Annotated in this window: 15 protein-coding genes; 10 read left to right on the top strand and 5 right to left on the bottom strand. The window is 65.8% G+C overall.

The features are described 5' to 3' along the window. Positions 1-109: 109 nt before the first annotated feature. From hemA to ispG, 3 genes are all read left to right on the top strand, one after another. Positions 110-1,333 carry a 5-aminolevulinate synthase gene (hemA, locus tag G5V65_RS14500; protein WP_165051403.1) on the top strand — a complete coding sequence of 408 codons (1,224 nt, stop codon included), beginning with the start codon at positions 110-112 and terminating at the stop codon, positions 1,331-1,333. Between the two features lie 112 nt (positions 1,334-1,445). Continuing rightward, a complete protein-coding gene (locus G5V65_RS14495) occupies positions 1,446-2,690 on the top strand; it encodes a helix-turn-helix domain-containing protein (RefSeq protein ID WP_165051401.1) in 1,245 nt (414 codons plus the stop codon). A gap of 100 nt (positions 2,691-2,790) precedes the next feature. After that, positions 2,791-3,924 (top strand): flavodoxin-dependent (E)-4-hydroxy-3-methylbut-2-enyl-diphosphate synthase, encoded by a 1,134-nt coding sequence (gene ispG / locus G5V65_RS14490; RefSeq protein ID WP_165051398.1) that lies wholly within the window; start codon positions 2,791-2,793, stop codon positions 3,922-3,924. A gap of 40 nt (positions 3,925-3,964) precedes the next feature. Here ispG and G5V65_RS14485 read toward each other — a convergent pair whose 3' ends face one another. Beyond that, on the bottom strand, positions 3,965-4,741 hold the full coding sequence (locus G5V65_RS14485) for a DsbA family protein (protein WP_165051396.1): 777 nt from the start codon (positions 4,739-4,741) through the stop codon (positions 3,965-3,967). A 96-nt stretch (positions 4,742-4,837) separates the two neighbouring features. Here G5V65_RS14485 and G5V65_RS14480 point away from each other — a divergent pair, with 96 nt between their 5' ends. The 5 genes from G5V65_RS14480 (at position 4,838) to G5V65_RS14460 (ending at position 12,031) form a co-directional block, all read left to right on the top strand. Continuing rightward, positions 4,838-5,995, top strand: a complete 1,158-nt coding sequence (locus G5V65_RS14480; RefSeq protein WP_165051394.1) for a pyridoxal phosphate-dependent aminotransferase — start codon at positions 4,838-4,840, stop codon at positions 5,993-5,995. Between the two features lie 61 nt (positions 5,996-6,056). Next, positions 6,057-7,259, top strand: a complete 1,203-nt coding sequence (locus G5V65_RS14475) for an N-acetylmuramoyl-L-alanine amidase (RefSeq protein ID WP_165051391.1) — start codon at positions 6,057-6,059, stop codon at positions 7,257-7,259. A gap of 114 nt (positions 7,260-7,373) precedes the next feature. Then, positions 7,374-9,926, top strand: coding sequence for a PBP1A family penicillin-binding protein (locus G5V65_RS14470; RefSeq protein ID WP_165051389.1), 2,553 nt, complete (start codon positions 7,374-7,376; stop codon positions 9,924-9,926). Positions 9,927-10,042: 116 nt separating this feature from the next. Further along, positions 10,043-11,170, top strand: coding sequence for a peptide chain release factor 2 (gene prfB / locus G5V65_RS14465; RefSeq protein WP_165051387.1), 1,128 nt, complete (start codon positions 10,043-10,045; stop codon positions 11,168-11,170). Positions 11,171-11,242: 72 nt separating this feature from the next. After that, entirely contained in the window at positions 11,243-12,031 is a 789-nt protein-coding gene (locus G5V65_RS14460; protein ID WP_165051385.1) for a DUF2189 domain-containing protein, read from the top strand. 72 nt (positions 12,032-12,103) lie between these two features. Here the strand turns inward: G5V65_RS14460 and G5V65_RS14455 are convergent, their stop codons facing one another. The 4 genes from G5V65_RS14455 to G5V65_RS14440 all read right to left on the bottom strand — a co-directional run bounded on the left by G5V65_RS14455 (position 12,104) and on the right by G5V65_RS14440 (position 15,398). Then, positions 12,104-12,613 (bottom strand): bactofilin family protein, encoded by a 510-nt coding sequence (locus tag G5V65_RS14455; protein ID WP_165051382.1) that lies wholly within the window; start codon positions 12,611-12,613, stop codon positions 12,104-12,106. Further along, entirely contained in the window at positions 12,603-13,943 is a 1,341-nt protein-coding gene (locus G5V65_RS14450) for a DUF5930 domain-containing protein (protein WP_165051380.1), read from the bottom strand. The genes G5V65_RS14455 and G5V65_RS14450 overlap by 11 nt, the downstream gene beginning before the upstream one ends. A 172-nt stretch (positions 13,944-14,115) precedes the next feature. Further along, positions 14,116-14,937, bottom strand: coding sequence for a ferritin-like domain-containing protein (locus G5V65_RS14445; protein ID WP_165051378.1), 822 nt, complete (start codon positions 14,935-14,937; stop codon positions 14,116-14,118). Then, positions 14,937-15,398: a peroxiredoxin gene (locus tag G5V65_RS14440; protein ID WP_165051376.1), complete on the bottom strand. Its 462-nt coding sequence runs from the start codon at positions 15,396-15,398 to the stop codon at positions 14,937-14,939. The genes G5V65_RS14445 and G5V65_RS14440 overlap by 1 nt, the downstream gene beginning before the upstream one ends. Before the next feature lie 105 nt (positions 15,399-15,503). Between G5V65_RS14440 and G5V65_RS14435 the strand changes: the two genes are divergently transcribed. Together G5V65_RS14435 and queA are read left to right on the top strand one after the other, a co-directional pair. Next, positions 15,504-18,902: a hypothetical protein gene (locus G5V65_RS14435; RefSeq protein WP_343162851.1), complete on the top strand. Its 3,399-nt coding sequence runs from the start codon at positions 15,504-15,506 to the stop codon at positions 18,900-18,902. A 10-nt stretch (positions 18,903-18,912) separates the two neighbouring features. Then, positions 18,913-19,947, top strand: a complete 1,035-nt coding sequence (queA, locus tag G5V65_RS14430; protein WP_165051373.1) for a tRNA preQ1(34) S-adenosylmethionine ribosyltransferase-isomerase QueA — start codon at positions 18,913-18,915, stop codon at positions 19,945-19,947. Positions 19,948-20,006 lie beyond the last annotated feature (59 nt).

Below are 20,006 nucleotides of genomic sequence, written 5' to 3'. Positions count from 1 at the left end.
AAGACGCTTGCCGCGCAGGGGTGATGCCTGACACGGCGTCGGGGCCAACGGGGCCGCGAAGGACAAGGCGCACTGAGGACGGCCCGCGCCGGGCCGGATAGGAGACGCGATGAACTACGAAGCCGCGCTGGATGCCAGCCTGCAACGCCTGCACGACGAAGGCCGCTACCGCACCTTCATCGACATCGTTCGCAAGAAGGGGCATTTCCCGCAGGCTGTCTGGCGTCGCCCCGATGGCACGGAACGCGATATAACCGTCTGGTGCGGCAACGATTATCTGGGAATGGGCCAGCATCCCAAGGTGCTTGCCGCCATGCATGAGGCGCTGGATGCGACCGGCGCAGGCTCGGGCGGGACGCGCAACATCTCGGGCACCACCGTCTATCACAAGCAGCTGGAGGCAGAGCTTGCCGATCTGCACGGGAAAGAGGCGGCGCTGGTCTTTTCCTCGGCCTATATCGCCAATGACGCCACGCTTTCGACGCTGCGGTCGATCTTTCCGGGGCTGATCATCTATTCCGACGCGCTCAACCATGCCTCGATGATCGAAGGCGTGCGGCGCGGTGGCGGGGCCAAGCGCATCTTCCGCCACAATGACGTGGCGCATCTGCGGGAATTGCTGGCCGCCGATGATCCGGCGGCGCCCAAGCTGATCGCCTTCGAATCGATCTATTCGATGGATGGCGATTTCGGCCCGATCCGCGAGATCTGCGATCTTGCCAAGGAATTCAACGCACTGACCTATATTGATGAAGTGCATGCCGTGGGCATGTATGGCCCGCGCGGGGCAGGGGTGGCGGAACGCGATGGCCAGATGCACCGCATCGACATCATCAATGCCACCCTGGCCAAGGCCTATGGCGTCTTCGGCGGCTATATCGCGGCCTCGGCCCGCATGGTGGATGCCATCCGCTCCTATGCGCCGGGCTTCATCTTCACCACCTCGCTGCCGCCCGCCGTGGCCGCCGGGGCCGCGGCTTCGGTGCGCGAGTTGAAGACGGCCCAGCATCTGCGCGATGCCCAGCAACTGCATGCCCGCATCCTGAAAACCCGGCTCAAGGCGCTTGGCCTGCCGATCATCGACCATGGCAGCCATATCGTGCCCGTCCATGTCGGCGATCCAGTGCATTGCAAGATGCTGTCGGACATGCTGCTGGATCAGTATGGCATCTACGTCCAGCCCATCAACTTCCCCACCGTGCCGCGCGGAACGGAACGCCTGCGCTTCACGCCCTCGCCGGTGCATGATCCAAAGCAGATCGACAACCTTATCCGCGCGATGGATGCGCTGTGGCGGCATTGTGCGCTGAATCGTGCCGAGGTCTCTGCCTGACCCATTGCGCACATGCAGAATCGCTTGCCCTGTGCTAGTTTATGCTGAATACGACAGAAAATGAGTCGCGGGTTTGCGGCTCGCCAAGTGGGGCAGTGATGGGGCGGGGTGCATGATCGGTTGGAGGTCGAAACCTTCGACGGGCGAAGTCGAAAAGCCGAAGGGCTTTGATGATTTCGAACTGCGCCTTGGCGACCTGATGCGCGGCGAAAGGGCCACGCTCGGGAAATCGCTGCTCGATGTCCAGCGCGAATTGAAGATCAAGGCCACCTATATCGCCGCGATCGAGAATGCCGATGTCTCGGCCTTTGAAACCCAGGGCTTCGTTGCGGGCTATGTGCGGTCCTATGCGCGCTATCTGGGCATGGATCCCGACTGGGCCTTCCGCAAGTTCTGTGTCGAGGCGAATTTCACCGTCGCCCATGGCATGAGTGCGGCCGCTTCCTCGGCGGCCATGGTGGCCAAGCGCGTGCCGCAGGAATTCGGCGATCCGCTGGCAAACCCCAATGCAACCTTCGTTCCCCGGGGCGAAAGCGTGCTGGCCCGGATCGAACCGGGTGCCGTGGGTTCCGTGCTTGTGCTGGCCGTGCTGATCGGGGCCATCGGCTATGGCGGCTGGTCAGTGCTGCAGGAAGTGCAGCGCGTGCAGCTTGCGCCCGTGGATCAGGCCCCCGTCGTGGTGGCCGAGATCGACCCGCTCGCCGGGGTGCAGACCCGCGCGCCCGCCGTGGCCGAAGCCGCCCCCGCGCCCGGCGCGGAGGACACCACCGCCCTGGCCGAGGCCGATACCTCGGCCCAGCCCGATCTGATGGACCGTCTCTATCGCCCGCAGGCGCTGGATGTGCCGGTTCTGACATCGCGCGATGGTCCCATCGCCGCGATCAATCCGCGTGAAACCGGCGCTCTGGCCGATCTGGCACAGGCCGGGTCGATTGCGGATGCGGTGGATGACGCGCTGGTCGAGGCCGGCGTGGAAGCCGGGGCCGTGCAGGTCGTGGCCGACGCGACCCCGCAGCTTGAGGTGCTTGCCGTGCGGCCGTCCTGGGTGCGCGTGCAATCGGCTGATGGCACGGTGCTTTTCGAAAAGATCCTCGATGCTGGCGAACGCTATGTCGTGCCCAAGCTGGAAGAACCGCCAGTCCTGCGCGCGGGCAATTCCGGTTCGGTCTATTTCGCCGTGAACGGGCGCACCTATGGCCCGGCGGCGCCCGGTGCCTCGGTCGTAAAGAACGTGGCCCTCTCGGCCGAGACGCTGTCGCAGACCTTCGCCGAAGCCGATCTTGCGGTGGATGCCGATCTGGCGAAATTCGTCAATGTGGCCGAAGCCGCCGTGGAACCCGCGCCGCTGGTCGATTGATCCCGCACTGTCGGACAGGGGATCGCCCTCTCGGCGGTTGCTCCGGCGGGCCTGCGGGTCTATGTCTTGGGGCAGGATTTCCCCTAGCAGGATCGACGAGATGTCCCTGAACGCCGTGCGCCCCTGGCGCAACATCTATCGCCGGAAATCGCGCCAGATCCGCGTGGGCAAGGTGCTTGTCGGCGGGGATGCCCCGATCAGCGTGCAGACCATGACGAACACGCTGACAACCGATGTCGCTGGCACCCTGGAGCAGATCCAGCGCGCCGCCATCGCCGGGGCCGATATCGTGCGCGTCTCGACCCCCGATGAGGACAGCACCCGCGCCCTGCGCGAGATCGTGGCCGAAAGCCCGGTGCCGATCGTGGCCGACATCCATTTCCACTACAAGCGCGCCATCGAGGCGGCCGAGGCGGGCGCCGCCTGCCTGCGCATCAATCCCGGCAATATCGGCGATGCTCGCCGCGTGAAAGAGGTGGTCAAGGCCGCCCGCGATCACGGCTGCTCCATCCGCATCGGCGTGAATGCCGGGTCGCTGGAGAAGCACCTGCTCGACAAATATGGCGAACCCTGTCCGGATGCCATGGTCGAATCCGGGATGGATCATATCAAGCTGTTGCAGGACAACGATTTTCACGAATTCAAGATCAGCGTGAAAGCGTCCGATGTCTTCCTCGCCGCCGCCGCCTATCAGCAACTGGCCGAGGCGACCGATGCCCCCATCCATCTGGGCATCACCGAGGCCGGGGGCCTGATGTCCGGCACGGTGAAATCGGCCATCGGGCTGGGCAATCTCCTGTGGATGGGCATTGGCGACACGATCCGCGTGTCCCTCTCCGCCGATCCGGTGGAAGAGGTGAAGGTGGGGTTCGAGATCCTGAAATCCCTCGGCCTGCGGCATCGCGGCGTCACCATCATCTCCTGCCCGTCCTGCGCGCGGCAGGGCTTTGACGTGATCAAGACCGTTTCCGCGCTTGAGGACAGGCTGGCCCATGTCACCACCTCGATGTCGCTGTCGATCATCGGCTGCGTGGTGAACGGCCCGGGCGAGGCGCTGATGACGGATATCGGCTTTACCGGCGGCGGGGCCGGGTCGGGCATGGTCTATCTTGCAGGCAAGCAGAGCCACAAGCTCGGCAATGACCAGATGATCGACCATATTGTCGAGCTGGTGGAAAAGAAGGCGGCCCAGATCGAGGCCGCCGAAAAGGCCGCGGCCGAGGCGGCGGAATAGGGCAGGGGGAACCTGCCCGTCCTTTCCCGTCGGCCGGCCTTCACCCGTCCTTCTTGCGCTGTTCCGCCACGATCTGCTGCATGGCATCCAGCGGCACATAGCCACGCACCATGGTTCCGCCAACCACGAAGGTGGGCGTCCCACTCACTTCCATGATCTGCGCCAGGTTGTGATTGTCCTCGATCACCTTGGTCACCTCGGGCGCGTTCATCCGGTCAAGGATCGGCCCGGCGTCAAGGCCCAGATCCCCCGCGATCCGCGCCAGCGCCTCGGGATTGGTGTCGCCACGCAGCGACAGCAGCGCATCATGGGCCTTCTTGTAGGCCTCGCCGCCGTGAAGCTGCAGCACGGCGATGGCAAAGCGCGAGGACAGCACCGATTCCTCACCCAGGATCGGGAATTCCTTCAGGACAAAACGGATGTTCCCATCCCCCTCGACCAGCTGGTCGACCTCCTGCCAGGCCTTGCGGCAATAGCCACAGCGATAGTCGATGAATTCCACCACCGTGATGTCGCCCTCGGGATTGCCCCCCACCCAGGAGGCCGGGTCGTTGAAGATCGCCTCGGCCTGATCGGCCAGCATCTGGCGGTCGCGATCTGCCGCCGCCGCCTGTTCGCGCATCTCCAGCGCGTTCATCACCTCGATCATCACCTGCGGATTTTCCAGCAGATAGGCCCGCACCTCGGCCCCGAAGGCCGCGCGCTCGGCATCGGTCATGTCCATCAGGCCTTCGGCCCGCGCGGACTGCGCGCCTGTCAGGCCGCCCGCCAGGGCGCCGGTCACGACAAGGGCTGTGCCCGCAAGAAGGTTACGCATCCAAGGCTCCGTCATCTGTTGGCCCTGTCGGGCATTCACTTGACCTCCGCCCCCGGAGGGGACAGAGCAGTTGGCGCACAGCTTAAGGGGGCAGCGATGCGGAATTCAAGGCGCGGTCAGGTCGATCCCTTTATCGTGATGGATGTCGTCGAGGCCGCGCGCCTGCTGGAAGAGCAGGGCCGCTCGATCATCCACATGGAGGTGGGCCAGCCCGGCAGCCCGGCCCCCGCGCTGGCACGTGCGGCCCTTGCCCGGGCGATGGACAGCCAGCCCCTTGGCTATACCGTGGCGCTTGGCCTGCCAGCCCTGCGGCAGGGCATCGCGCGGCTTTACGCCCGCTGGTACGGGATCGACCTGAACCCCGATCGCGTCATCGTCACCGCAGGCTCTTCCGGGGCCTTCCTTCTGGCCTTCACCGCGCTCTTCGATGCGGGGGACAGGGTCGGCCTGGGAGAGCCGGGCTATCCCAGCTATCGCCAGATCCTGCGCGCCCTGTCGCTGGTGCCCGTGGGCCTGCCCACGCGGGCCGAGAACCGCCTGCAACCCGTGCCGGCCGATCTGCAGGGGGTGGATCTGCAGGGCCTGATCGTCGCCTCGCCCGGCAACCCGTCGGGCACCATGCTGTCGCGCGATGCGCTGGCCGCCCTGATCGCCGAGGCCCGGTCGCGCGACATCGCCTTCATATCCGACGAAATCTATCACGGCCTGCATTACGCAGACCGCGCCGTTTCGGCGCTTGAGATTTCGGACGAAGTCTGGGTCGTCAATTCCTTCTCGAAGTATTTCTCGATGACGGGCTGGCGCATCGGCTGGATGGTGGTGCCGGAAGGCCAGATCCGCACCGTGGAACGTCTGGCGCAGAACCTGTTCATCTGCCCGCCCCATGCCAGCCAGGTGGCGGCGCTGGCCGCGCTGGATGCCGTTGACGAGTTGGAGGCCAACCGCGCCGTCTATGCCGAAAACCGCCGCCTGATGCTGGAAGGGCTGCCGCGCGCGGGCTTTTCCCGCATCGCGCCGCCCGACGGGGCCTTCTACATCTATGCCGATGTCTCGGACCTGACCGATGACAGCCTCGCCTTGTCGCGCGAGCTTTTGCACGAAGCCGGGGTGGCGGTCACGCCGGGACTCGACTTCGATCCTGTCCGGGGGGCACGGACATTGCGCTTTTCCTATGCCCGCGCCACGCCCGACATCATCGAGGGGCTGGCCCGCCTGCAGCGCCACATGGCCGGTCGCGGCGACCGGCGGCGGTGATGCAGCCGTGAATGGACAAGCCCGGCAGGGTTGCCGATAGTTGCGCAAAGCGGGGGATGTGATGCGGTCAGTTCTGGTGTTCCTTCTGTGCCTCCTGTTCGGGATGACCCCTGTCCTTGCGCAGGATCTCTCGGCTCTGGCGCGGCTGGATCCCGCGGCCTCTTCCGTCAGCGATCAGGGCGAGACGGTCCGCATCGACCTTGCCCTCAGCCAGCCCGTTCCCTGGCGGGTGCGACTGGCCGACAATCCCCCCCGCCTGATCATGGATTTCCGCGAGGTGGACTGGTCCGGCATCGCCGCCATGCCGCGCGCCAGCGCCCGCATCGGCGATCTGCGGGCGGGCACCTTCCGCCCCGGCTGGTCGCGTCTCGTGATCGGGCTGAAGGCCCCGCTTGGCATTCTGTCGGCCGAGATGGAAACCGGGCAGGGCACCCGGGTGCAGGTGCGTCTGGGGCCTGCCACCCCGTCCGATTTTGCCCGTCAGGCCGGGCTTCCCGAACCTGCCGAATGGTCCCTGCCGGAACCCGCCGATCTGCCACCCCCGGTGCTGCGCGGCGCGGGTCCGCTGATCGTGGTGCTGGATCCCGGGCATGGCGGCATTGATCCCGGGGCGGAGCGCGATGGCCATACGGAGGCCGCCCTCATGCTGACCTTCGCGCGTGAATTGAAAGAGGTTCTTCTGCGCGATGGTGCCTTCCGTGTGGTGATGACGCGGGAAGAAGATGTCTTCGTTCCGCTGGAAACGCGCATCTCCATCGCCCGCGCCGCGGGGGGGGATGTGTTCCTGTCGCTCCATGCCGATGCCCTGGCCGAGGGCGAGGCCGTGGGGGCCACCATCTATACCCTGTCAGAAGAGGCCAGCGATGCCGCCGCCCGCGCCCTGGCCGAACGCCATGATCGCGACGATCTGCTCTCGGGGATCGACCTGACGAACCAGGATGATCTGGTGGCCACCGTGCTGATGGACATGGCGCGCACCGAAACCCAGCCGCGCATCGCAAGGCTTGCCGACACGCTGCAGCAAGCGATTTCCGGCGCGGGGCTGAAGATGCATCGCCGCCCGATCCAGCAGGCCAGTTTTTCGGTGCTGAAATCCCCCGATATCCCTTCGGTCCTGATCGAGATCGGCTTCCTTTCCTCGGCTTCGGATCTGGACCGCCTGCTCGATCCCGAATGGCGCGGCCGGATGGCCGCCGCCTTGCGCGATGGCCTGCGCCGCTGGGCGGATACGGAGGCGGCGCTGAGGGCCATGGATCAACCCTGAGCCTGCCCCCGGCGGGGGCTTGCCGTCCCGCGCGCCTTTCACGGCATCGTTTTGACCTTTGCCACCGCGCGCGTGTATAAGCGCGGGATATCTGTCGGATTTCGGGAAACGCGCGTGGTCAGGTTCATCGGATCATTCTTCGGGGCTATCTTCACGGCCGTCACGCTGGGCATCCTCTTCGGCGCGCTGACCATCGGCGCGATCTTCTGGATGTATTCCCGCGACCTGCCCAGCCATGAAAGCCTGTCGCAATACACGCCCCCCACGATCAGCCGGATCTATTCCGGCGAGGGCCGCATCATCGACGAATTCGCGCAGGAACGGCGGCTTTTCGTGCCGATCGAGGATATCCCCGATCTGGTCAAACACGCCTTCATTGCCGCCGAGGACAAGAATTTCTACGCCCATCACGGCTATGATGTCACCGGCATGGCCGCCGCCTTCCGCGATGCGATCCTGACGCGCGGGCAGGAACTGCGCGGGGCCTCGACCATCACCCAGCAGGTGATGAAGAACTTCCTGCTGTCGGGCGACCGCACCGGCGAACGCAAGATCAAGGAAATCATCCTCGCCACCCGGCTGGAGGAGACGCTGTCCAAGGACAAGATCCTTGAGCTTTACCTGAACGAGATCTTCCTCGGCCAGAACAGCTATGGCGTGGCCGCCGCGGCGCAGACCTATTTCAACAAGCCGCTTTCGGCGCTGACTGCGGGCGAGACGGCCTATCTTGCCACGCTGCCCAAGGCGCCGTCGGAAATGCATCCCGTGCGCAACAAGGACCGCGCGCTGGAACGCCGCGCCTATGTTCTGAACCGCATGGCCGAAGACGGCTACATCACCCGCGATCAGGCCCGGGCCGAGGCGGAAACCCCGCTTCTGTCGGTGCAGAACGGCGATTACCCCGCCTTCCGCGAGGCGCTGCCCCCGCGCAACTACTTTACCGACGAAATCCGCCGCCAGCTTTCCACCACCTTCGGCGAGGCGGAATTCTTCGGGGGCGGCCTGTCGATCCGCGCGACGGTCGATCCCGATCTGCAGGAGGTTGCCGCCAAGGCCCTGCGCGACGGTCTGGAACGCTATGACCGCAGCCTTGGCATCTGGCGCGGCACCGGCAAGACCATCGCAGCCGACCGTCTGGCCGACTGGCGCCCGGCGCTGGTGGAAACCGATGTCCCGCGCGATATCGCCGGATGGTCGCCCGCCGTCGTTCTGGAACTGGGCGAGAATGACGCGCGCATCGGCATCGAAGGGGTCGAGGATGACGAGGATGGCCACTGGATCCCGGCCGAGGACGTGACCTGGGCGCGCAAGCTCAATGAAGATGGCAGCCTGGGCCGGAAGGCGCGGGTCGCAGGCGACCTGCTGGCCGTAGGCGATGTGGTGCTGGTGCGCGCCGTCACCTCGGACGAGGATGGCAGCTTCGTCCGCTGGTCGCTGCGGCAGGTGCCCGAAGTGCAGGGCGGCTTCATGGCGATGGACGTCTTTACCGGCCGCGTCATCGCCATGCAGGGCGGCTTTTCCTATCAGGATTCGGTCTTCAACCGCGCCACGCAGGCAACCCGCCAGCCCGGCTCCAGCTTCAAGCCCTTTGTCTATGCCGCCGCGCTCGACAATGGCTTTACCCCCGGCACGATCGTCGTCGACGCGCCGATCGAGGTGGAAACGGCCCAAGGCCTCTGGACGCCGAAGAACGCTTCGAACAAGTTCTACGGGCCAACCCCGGTGCGCACGGGGATCGAACAGTCGCGGAACCTGATGACGGTGCGGATCGCGCAGGAAATCGGGATGGAAACCGTCGCCCGCTATGCCGAACGCTTTGGCGTCTATGATCCGATGCGCCCCTTCCTGGCCAATTCGCTGGGCGCGCAGGAAACCACGCTGTTCAAGATGGTGGCCGCCTATGCGATGTTTGCCAATGGCGGTGAAAGGGTGGAACCCACGCTGGTGGACCGCGTGCAGGATCGCTTTGGCCGGACGATCTATCGCCACGATCAGCGCGAATGCGTCGATTGCCGCCTGGCTAGCCTCGATCCCGGCGCGGGCGTCACCATCCGGTCTGAACGGGAACGCGTGATGGATGCCGTCACCGCCTATCAGCTGACCTCGATGATGGAAGGCGTCGTCTCGCGCGGCACGGCGGCGCGGGCGGTGAACCTGCCGGTTCCCGTGGCAGGCAAGACCGGCACGACCAATGATGCCAAGGATGTCTGGTTCATCGGCTATACCTCGAACATCGTGGCGGGCTGCTACATGGGCTATGACCAGCCCCGCGGCCTGGGCTCCGGCGCATCGGGCGGGGGGATGTGCGCGCCCGTCTTCCAGGAATTCATGGAAGAGGCCGTGGCGCGCTATGGCGGCACCGAATTCCGCGTCCCCGAAGGCGGGCGCTGGGTCAAGCTGGATCGCTTCACCGGCGCGCTGCTGCCGGATGATGCCTCTGGCCCCAATGTGCAGGTCGAATATTTCCGCGATGGCGTGGATGGGATCATCGGCCTCGACATGATGGTTGATGGCGGCTTTGCCATGGGGTCGAACCTGCCGCTCTTTGCCTATGGCGAAGGGGATAGCGGGGGCGGGGAAACCACCGTCACCACCGCCACCGGGGAAACCGCCGTCATCCCCGAAAAGGCCGATTTCGGAACGCTCAGTTCCGGCGGACTTTACTGACAGCCATATCCAGGCCGCGCACCCTGCCGGGGTTTCCGGCAGGGCAGGGGCAACCCTTGCCCGCATCGGCCTCTCAGGCTAAACCGCACCGGAAACCAGAACAGGACCAGACCGCCATGCGCGCCGAAACGCAGAACAATGTCGATGCGATCACCAAATCGCTGAAGCTGCTTGCGCAACGGATGGATTGGGAAACCGCGCCGCACCGGCTGGAGGAATTCGACGCCATGATCGAGGCGCCCGATCTGTGGAACGATCCGGCCAAGGCGCAAAAGCTGATGCGCGAACGTCAGGCGCTGCTCGATGCCGTCTCCAGCTACCGGATGATCGAAAGCGGCCTGCGCGACAATGTCGAACTGATCGAACTGGGCGAGGCCGAGGGCGATCAGGAAATCGTGGCCGAGGCCGAGGCCGCACTGAAGGCGCTGGTCGAGGTTGCCGCCGCCAAGGAGCTTGAGGCCCTGCTCGATGGCGAGGCGGATGGCAATGACACCTTCCTTGAAATCAACGCAGGCGCGGGCGGCACGGAAAGCTGCGACTGGGCCTCGATGCTGGCGCGGATGTATGTCCGCTGGGCCGAGAAGAAGGGCTACAAGGTCGAACTTCAGGCCGAAACCGCGGGCGAAGAGGCGGGCATCCGCTCTGCCGCCTACAAGATTTCCGGGCAGAACGCCTATGGCTGGCTGAAATCGGAATCGGGCGTGCATCGCCTAGTCCGCATCTCGCCCTATGACTCGGCGGCGCGGCGGCATACGTCCTTCTGCTCGATCTGGGTCTACCCGGTGGTGGACGACAATATCGAGATCGTGGTGCCGGACAGCGAAATCCGCATCGACACCTACCGCTCCTCCGGCGCAGGCGGGCAGCACGTGAACACCACCGACTCGGCGGTGCGCATCACCCACCTGCCCACGGGCATCGTCGTGACATCGTCGATGAAGTCGCAGCACCAGAACCGCGAGATTGCGATGAACGCGCTGAAATCGCGGCTTTACCAGATGGAACTGGATCGGCGGAACGCCGAGATCAACGCCCAGCATGCGGCGAAGGGCGAGGCGGGCTGGGGCAACCAGATCCGTTCCTATGTGCTGCAGCCCTATCAGATGGTAAAGGATCTGCGCACGGGCGTGGAAACCTCTGACACGCAGGGCATTCTGGATGGGGATCTGGATCGCTTCATGGCCGCGACGCTGGCCATGGATGTGGCGGGCAAGTCCCGCGCCGAGGCCACGGCCGAAGATTAAGCTGCCCTGAAAATACATCTTTGATGGCGGCCCTTCCACCGCTTAGCCTGTTGTCAGGAACGGGAGGGTTCAATGTCAGATCAGGCCGGCACGCCGCCCGCGGCGCTGCCAGAAATACTATCGCTGGATACCGGCGATCTGCGCCATGCCCTTGCCAGCGGCTGGCGCGACTTCCGCGCCTGCCCCGGCATGGGGGCCTTCTTCGCGCTGGTCTATGTGCTGGGCGGCTGGCTCTTGACCTTCGCCTTCACCGCGCAGGGGCAGGTCTGGTGGACATTGCCCGCCGCGGCAGGCTTTCCCATCCTTGGCCCCTTCATCGCCTGCGGCCTTTATGAAGTCAGCCGCCGCCGTGAAAGCGGCGAGGCGATGGTGCTTTCGGAAATCCTGGGCGTCGTCTTTCGCCAGAAGGACCGGCAGATCCCGTCGATGGCGGCGGTGATCGTGGTCTTCTTCCTGTTCTGGAACTTCCTGTCGCACATGATCTTTGCGCTGTTCCTGGGCAAGGCCACGATGACGAATGTCTCATCCTCGCTTGCGGTCTTTGTCACGCCGGAAGGGCTGGCGATGCTGGCCTTCGGCACGGCGGTGGGCGCTGTCTTCGCGACGCTTCTCTATGCGCTGACCGTGGTCAGCCTGCCCATGCTGCTGGATGATCGCGAGGTGGATTTCGTCACCGCGATGCTGACCTCCGTCGCGCTGGTGCGGGAAAATCCGGCCGTGATGCTGGGCTGGGGGGCCTTCATTGCCGTGCTTCTGTTCCTGGGGATGCTGCCCGGCTTTCTGGGCCTTTTCATCGTCCTGCCGGTGCTGGGCCATGCCACATGGCATCTTTACCGCCGCGCCGTGGCCTGGCCGGAATGAACCCGGAGTGAACGCGGAATCGACAAGGGGCCCCAAAGGGCCCCTTTCAAGCGACATCGCTTCGTTCCGCGATCAGGGCGTCTCGGCCTTCTGGGCCGGCGCGGCGGGGGCCGCGGCAGGGGCGGCGGTCCGGCCCTGTGCCAGCGGGTCTTCCTGACGCTGGACCGATCCTTCGAAATGCGCGCCGCTTTCGATGGCGATGGTCTTGTGGATGATGTCACCCTCGACCCGGGCGGTCGATGTCAGGCGCACCTTCAGGCCGCGCACCCGGCCGATCACCCGGCCATTCACCACGATGTCATCGGCGACGATCTCGCCCCGGATGGTGGCGCTTTCGCCCACGGTCAGAAGATGGGCGCGGATATCGCCCTCGACCGTGCCTTCGACCTGGATGTCGCCGGTGGTGCGCAGGTTGCCGACAACCGTCAGATCCGACGACAGGACCGAGGCAGAGGCCTTGCCCTTGGGCGCCGAAGGGGTGAAGTCCATGCTGGGTTTGGTCACGCCTGCCTCCGGTGCTTTCGGCTTTTCTGCTTCGGCCTGCTTGGGGCCCGGCTCATTGATACGGCTCTTAGAAAACATCTCTCGCTGCCTTTATGAAGGTCATCGGGTTGATTGCTTCGCCCCCGATGCGGATCTCGTAGTGAAGATGCGTGCCGGTGGAGCGTCCTGAATTGCCCATATCACCGATCCGGTCGCCGCGCGATACCCGATCGCCCACGTTGACGCGGATTTGCGACATATGGCCATAGCGGGTCTCGATGCCGAAATCATGCCGGATCTTCACCAGACGGCCATAGCCATTCTCCCATCCCGCATGGATCACGACACCATCCGCCGTGGCAAGGATCGGCGATCCATAGGCCCCCGCCAGATCCTGCCCCTCATGCCGACGATAGCCGCGCCCGAAGGGATCGTTCCGCCCGCCAAAGCCGCTGGTATAGCGGACGGGCGTGTTCACGGGCATGGCGAAGGGCGTCTTGAAGGCGGCGATCTTGTACATGTTCATGCGGTCCAGCCCCTGGAGGATCGCATTGGCCCGCGTCGCCTCGGGCGAGGCGGCCGCCCCGGAGGTGGAAAAGGAAATCGGTGAAAGCGGCCCGCCCGTACCGGAATAGCCCTTGCGGACCGAATTCAGCAGGTCGTCGGGCGACAGGCCCGCATCGCGGAACATGTTGTCCAGCGGCTCCATCGACACGGTTACCGCCTCTTCCAGCCGGGCGAAGATCTCGTCGTTGCGGCGCTCCATCGCGCGCTTCTCGGCCATGATCTCTTCGGCCTTCTCGGCCGATTTCTCGGCCGCGCCTTCCATCAGGTCGCGTTCCTGGGCGGTTTCCCCCAGCGCTTCGGTAAGCAGGCTCAGCGTCTGCAGGGAATCCTGCACGCGGCCTTCCTCGGTGCGGGCGGATCCGGTGCTTTCGGCCAGCGCAAGCTCTGCCTGATCGGCATTGGCGCGGGCCTCGTCGCGTTCGATGATGGTGCGGCGCAGGGTGGACTGGATCACCTCGATCCCTGTCTCAAGCTCGCGGCGGCGGTCTTCGGAGGCCAGCAGGCGCGATTGCATGTCGGCCACCTGTTCCAGCGCCAGGTTGAACCGCTCCTGCGCGCGCACCGCCTCTTCCGCCCGCAGGTCGCGGTCCATCGACAGCGCGTTCAGCCGTTCCTCATACAATGCCTGTTGCCGGGCCGACTGTTCGCGCGACGAACCCGCCCCGATCGAATCCATCATCAGCACGGCTGTTGCCACGATCGTCCAGGCCACGAACATCGCCCCGCCGGTCATGGCGACCAGCTGGGTCACGGGGCGCAGGCGGATGAAGCGGGTTTCGGTATCGGATTTCAGGAAAAGGCGCTGTTCGGGAAGGAAACGCTCCAGCGTGGCGTTGATCCGGTAGGAGAGGCGCGTCAGCACTTGGCAGGGTCCGTGCGTTGCTTCAAGGGACGGGTGAAACGCTCCCAAGTGGAGGCCCCGTCTGATTAGCCAGCCACGGCCCACCCCGCAAGATTTTTGACCTGATGCCCGGAAAGCACGCGGAAAAACCGCCGCAACTCGGCAAGAACTCGCCGATAGGGGCGGAAAGGGCCTATCCCTCCGCCTCTTCGCGCTCGGTCAGGGGCCAATAGAAATCCGGCGGCAGCCCGGCCTCGGCGCGCTTCTCCTCGTTGAAGGGGGGCTTCAGGGTGGCGTGGAAGTATTTCCGGACCAGGTCATGGAACACCTCCTTGGGATCCAGCCCGTCACGCCCGCACAGCCAGTTGAACCATTTCGATCCATAGGCGACATGGCCCACCTCTTCGGCGTAGATCGTCTCCAGCGCGGCTATGGGGCCCGCTTCGCCCGCCTTGCGGAAGATGTCGATCATGCCGGGCGTCACATCCAGCCCCCGCGCCTCCAGCACCATGGGCACGACGGCCAGACGGCCCAGAAGATCGTCCACCGTATCTTCTGCCGCACGCCACATGCCGGCATGGGCGGGCAGGGCGCCGTAATGGCTGCCCATGGATTCAAGGCAATCACAGATCAGGTTGAAGTGCTTTGCCTCTTCATCGGCGGCCTTCACCCAGTCGTCGTAGAACCCCAATGGCATGGGATGATCGGTGAACCGGGCGATGATATCCCAATGCAGATCGACCGCGTTCAGTTCGATATGCCCCACCGCATGCAAAAGGGCGATGCGCCCGGCGGGGGTGCCGGGCCTGCGGCGCGGCACCTCGCGCGGGGGCAGAAGGTCGGGCTTGGCCGGACGTGAGGGGCGCAGGGGAGGCGAGGCCTCTCCGATGGGCAAGGGCTGCCCCGCGGCGCGCGCGGCGAACCATGCGGCGGCATGCTTCCGCCCCAACGCCGTCTTTTCGCGTCCGTCGGCGGTGGTCAACACCTCCACCGCCATCCCGGCCAGCGTCTGCATCACAGCGCCTTGGCCGCTGCCAGCACCTCGTCGGCATGGCCCTTGACGGACACCTTGTTCCAGACCCGCGCCACCTTGCCCGCGCCGTCGATCAGGACGGTCGTCCGTTCGACGCCCATATAGGTCTTGCCGTACATGCTTTTTTCCAGCCAGACGCCGTAATCCTCGCAGGTATGGCCCGTCTCGTCGCTGGCCAGGATCACGCCCAGCCCGTGCTTCTTGCAGAACTTGTCATGCGCCTTCACGCTGTCCTTGCTGACGCCGATCACCGTCGTGCCTGCGGCGGTGAACTGGTCAAGGCGGGCGGTGAAATCCTGCGCCTCCAGGGTGCAACCCGGCGTGTCGTCCTTGGGGTAGAAGTAGAGGACAACCTTTCCCGGCCGCAGCGCGGAAAGGGTGACGGTCGTCCCGCCATCGCGCGGAAGGGTGAAATCGGGGGCGGTATCGCCAGCAGTGATCATCGGGCGGCTCCTTGCTGTTCACGTATCAATTCTTTGCGTTCTAGTTGCCTTCGGTGGAAGATAAAGGCAATCCCGGCAAAAGAGGCGGCAGGGGGAACAGGCGCGGTGTCTCAGACGGACAGGCAGTCGGCAGAGGCCGAAGGCGGGCCGCCCCCGGAAGGGGCCGCGCCGTCGTCCTCCGGCACGGCGCCCGGCCCCATGCCCCGCCCGCGCCGCCGCCGCTTTCGCCGGGGCCTTGTCAGCCTCCTGGTGGTGCTTGTCCTTCTGCTGTCGGGCGGTTTTGCGCTGCTTGGCGTCACGGGAAGTTTCCTGCGCCTTCCCGTATGGGCCGTGGCCGAGGCCGAGTCGCGCCTGAACCAGGCGCTGGCCCCCGCGATGCCAGATGCCGCGCTGGCGCTTGGCGGGGTGGAAGTGGGCGTCGACAGTGACTGGATCCCCCGCCTGCGGGTCGAGGATCTGCGCCTGCTGCACCGCGACGGCAGCCCGATGATGATCCTGCCCGAGGCGCGGATCGCCTTTTCGCTTTCTGCCCTGAAGCAGGGCCAGCTTCGCCCCAGCAGCCTGCGCCTGTCGGGCGGGCGCATCGACCTCGTGCGAGAAAGGGACGGCAGTCTCAACCTCGCCTTCGCGGGGGGGCAGGAGGCCCGCCGGATCGACAGCCTGACCGCGCTCTTCGCCTCCATCGACGCGGCCCTTGCCCTGCCGGGCCTGTCGCATCTGAACCGGATCGACGCGGATGCCCTGACCATGACGCTGACGGATCGCCGCAGCGGCCGGATCTGGGATCTGGGCGATGGTCGGCTCCGGCTGGAGAACCGAGACGAAGAGTTGCGCGGCGAGATGGGCTTTTCCCTTCTCGACAAGGAAGGCACCCCCGCCCAGGCCCAGATGACCGCAATCACCCGCAAGGGCGAAAGCACGGCCCGGCTGTCTGCCACGGTGGATCGCGTGAAATCGGGCGATCTGGCCGCGCTGATCCCGCCGCTCGCGCCGCTTGCCGCCATCGAAGGCGGGGCCATTTCCGGCAAGCTTGATGCCGCCCTCGCCGCCGAAGGCATCACGGCCATGGACGCGGTCCTTGAACTCGGCTCTGGCGCGCTGCGCCCGACGCCGGCTTCGGTCCCCATCCCCTTCGACCGTGCCTCGATGACGCTGGCCTATGATGCCGCGCGGGGCAGGGTGAACCTCACCGACTTCGGGGTGGAAAGCACCACGCTCCGGCTCAGGGCTTCGGGGCATTCCTACCTTGTCGACGAGGCAGGGGATATCCTGACCGGCCCGCTTGGCGCACGGCTGCCCGCGGCCTTTCTCAGCCAGATCAGCATTTCCAAGATGCAGGTCGATCCGGCAGGGCTTTTCCAGCAACCCGTCCGCTTCAGCCAGGGCGCGCTGGACCTGCGCATTCATCTGGACCCCTTCCAGATCGACATCGGGCAGGTGGCGCTGGTCGAGGCGGATCGCAGGCTTTCCGCCCGGGGCACGATCAGCGCGGGCAGCGAAGGCTGGACCGCCTCGGTCGATCTCGCGCTCGATTCCATCAGCCATACCGATCTGCTGGCGCTCTGGCCGGTCAAGCTGGTGATGCGCACGCGCGAATGGCTGGAACAGAACGTCCTCGAAGGCACTCTGTCGGATGTGAAGGCCGCGCTGCGGATCGCGCCGGGCAAGGAACCCGTGCTGTCGCTGGGCTATGACTTCCGCGAGGCGGATGTGCGCTTCCTGCGCACCCTGCCGCCGATCCGCGCCGCCGACGGCTATGCCACGATCGAAGGCATGACCTATACGATGGTGGTCAGCCGCGGGTCCGTCACGCCCCCGCAGGGCGGGGTGATCGACATGGCGGGATCGGTCTTCTCGGTCCTCGACATCACGCGCCGCCCCGCCCAGGCCGAGGTTCTGCTGCGCACCTCGTCCAGCCTGACGGCGGCGCTTTCGCTGCTTGACGAACCGCCCTTCGGCTTTCTGGCCAAGGCGGGCCGCCCGGTCGATCTGGGGCAGGGCCAGGCCCGGATCGAGGCGACGCTGCGCTTCCCCCTCGTGCCACGGCTGCAGGCGCAGGATGTGGGTTTTTCCGTCTTCGGCACGGTCACCGATTTCGCCAGCGACCGGCTGGTTCCCGGCAAGGTCGTCGCGGCCCCCGACCTGTCGCTTTCGGCCGATCCACGTGGCCTGCGCATCTCTGGTCCCGGCACCATAGGCAGCGTGCCCTTCGATGTCACCTTCACCCAGCCCTTCGGCAAGGAGGCCGCGCCCGCCCGCGTCGAAGGCTCGGTTGCCCTGTCCCGCGCCACGATCACCGAATTCGGCCTTGGCCTGCCCGAGGTTCTGGCGCGCGGCGATGGCCAGGGCATGGTGACGATCGACCTGCCCAAGGGCGAACCTGCCCGGCTGCGCCTTGTTTCCGATCTGAACCGCATCGCGATGGATCTGCCCGGCACCGGCTGGCGCAAGCCCGCCGCCGCCACCGGTCGGCTGGAGGTGGCCGCCACATTGGGCAAGCAGCCGGTGATCGACAGAATCGTGATCGAAGCACCGGGCCTTTCGGCCCGCGGGCGCGTCACCTTGCGCCCCGATGGCGGGCTTGATGCCGCCGATTTCCCCGAAGTCGCGCTTGGCGACTGGATGACGGGCGCCGTGCGCGTGGCGGGCCGGGGTGCGGGCCGCCCCGTGGCGATCACCGTGACCGGGGGCAATGTCGATATCCGCCGCAAGCCCGCCGCCGCTGGCGGTGGCGATGGGGGCGATGGCATGGCCGATATCCCGCTGACCCTGTCGCTTGATCGCCTGCGCATCACCGAAAGCATCTCGCTCACCCGCTTTCGGGGGGAATTCTCGCCGCGCGGCGGCTTCAACGGCACCTTCTCTTCGCTGGTCAACGGGCAGGCCGCCATCACCGGCACCGTGGTTCCGGGCCGCAACGGCGCGGCCTTCCGCATCCGGTCGGACAATGCCGGGGGGGTGCTGGCCTCTGCCGGCGTCTTCGCCTCGGCCCGGGGCGGGCAGCTTGACCTCAGCCTTCTGCCGCGCGCGCAGGATGGCGTCTATGACGGGCGTGCCGATATCCGCGATTTCCGCGTCATCGACGCGCCGGTTCTGGCTGAACTGCTGAATGCCGTGTCCGTCGTCGGGCTTCTGGAACAGCTCAACGGTTCGGGTCTGGCCTTCGGGCAGGCTTTGGGAGAGTTCATCCTGACGCCCGAAGCCGTGGAAATCACCCGCGGCTCGGCGGTCGGCAATTCCATCGGCGTCTCCATGGCGGGGGTCTATGGCACTGAAACCGGCGCGCTGGACTTGCAGGGGGTCGTCTCGCCGGTCTACATGCTCAACGGCATCGGCTCTGTCCTGACCCGCCGGGGAGAGGGGCTTTTCGGCTTCAACTATCGGGTGCGCGGCACGAGGGAACGTTCGCTCGTGTCGGTCAATCCGCTTTCGATCCTGACACCGGGCATGTTCCGCGACCTGTTCCGCCGCGATCCGCCCAGCCTTGCGGAACCCAAGGGATGATTGACCCGGCATGAAACTGTCCGATTTCGATTTCGACCTGCCCGAAGACCTTATCGCCACGCGTCCCGCCCGCCCGCGCACAAGCGCAAGGCTTCTGCTGGCCGAAGGCGACAGCATCGCCGACAGGCGGGTTTCCGACCTGATCGACATTTTCCGTCGCGGCGACCGGCTGGTCCTGAACAACACCCGCGTCATCCCCGCCCGCCTGTCCGGCCACCGCCAGAGGGGAGAGGCCATCGCCAGGGTCGAAGTCACCCTGCTGGAACCCGCCGCCGAAGGCTGGCGCGCATTGGCCAAGCCGTTGCGCAAGGTTCAGGCGGGCGAGGTGATCACCTTCTCCGACCGTCTCTCCGCGACAGTGGCCGAAAAGGGCGAAACCGACCTGCGCCTTGTCTTCAACACGACGGGCGAGGATTTCGATGCCGCCCTGGCCGAGGCCGGGGCCATGCCGCTGCCACCCTATATCGCGGCCAAGCGCGCACCCGATGCGCAGGATGCCACCGATTACCAGACGGTCTTTGCCCGCCATGCCGGGGCCGTGGCCGCGCCCACCGCCTCGCTCCATTTCGACGAGGCGCTCTTGCGTGCCCTGGCGGCCAAGGGGGTGGAGTTCACCGAAGTCACCCTGCATGTCGGCGCGGGCACCTTCCTGCCGGTCAAGGTGGAGGACGTCACCACCCACAAGATGCATGCCGAATGGGGTCAGATCACCCCCGGCGCAGCCGCCGAGATCAACCAGACGAAGCGCGCCGGGGGGCGGGTCATCCCCGTCGGCACCACCGCGCTGCGCCTGATCGAATCCGCCGCAGATGCGCAGGGTGTCCTGCACCCCTGGACCGGGCCGACCGACATCTTCATCTATCCCGGCTACCGCTTTCGCGTGACCGATGCCCTGATGACTAATTTCCACCTGCCGAAATCCACGCTGATGATGCTGGTCTCGGCCCTGATGGGGCCGGATCGAATCCGCCGCATCTATGCCCATGCCGTGAAGAGCGGCTATCGCTTCTTCAGCTATGGGGATTCCTCGCTTCTGATCCCCTGACGGGCAATCCGCTGCCTGCGTCGTATTCCTTCCTTGGCCGCTCCGTCAGGAATGATAGC

Origin of the sequence: Paragemmobacter kunshanensis, assembly GCF_011059185.1 — a bacterium.
Classification (GTDB): Bacteria; Pseudomonadota; Alphaproteobacteria; order Rhodobacterales; family Rhodobacteraceae; genus Paragemmobacter; species Paragemmobacter kunshanensis.
Note: the sequence above shows the minus strand (reverse complement) of the source record. Positions and strands in the feature narration are given on the sequence as shown.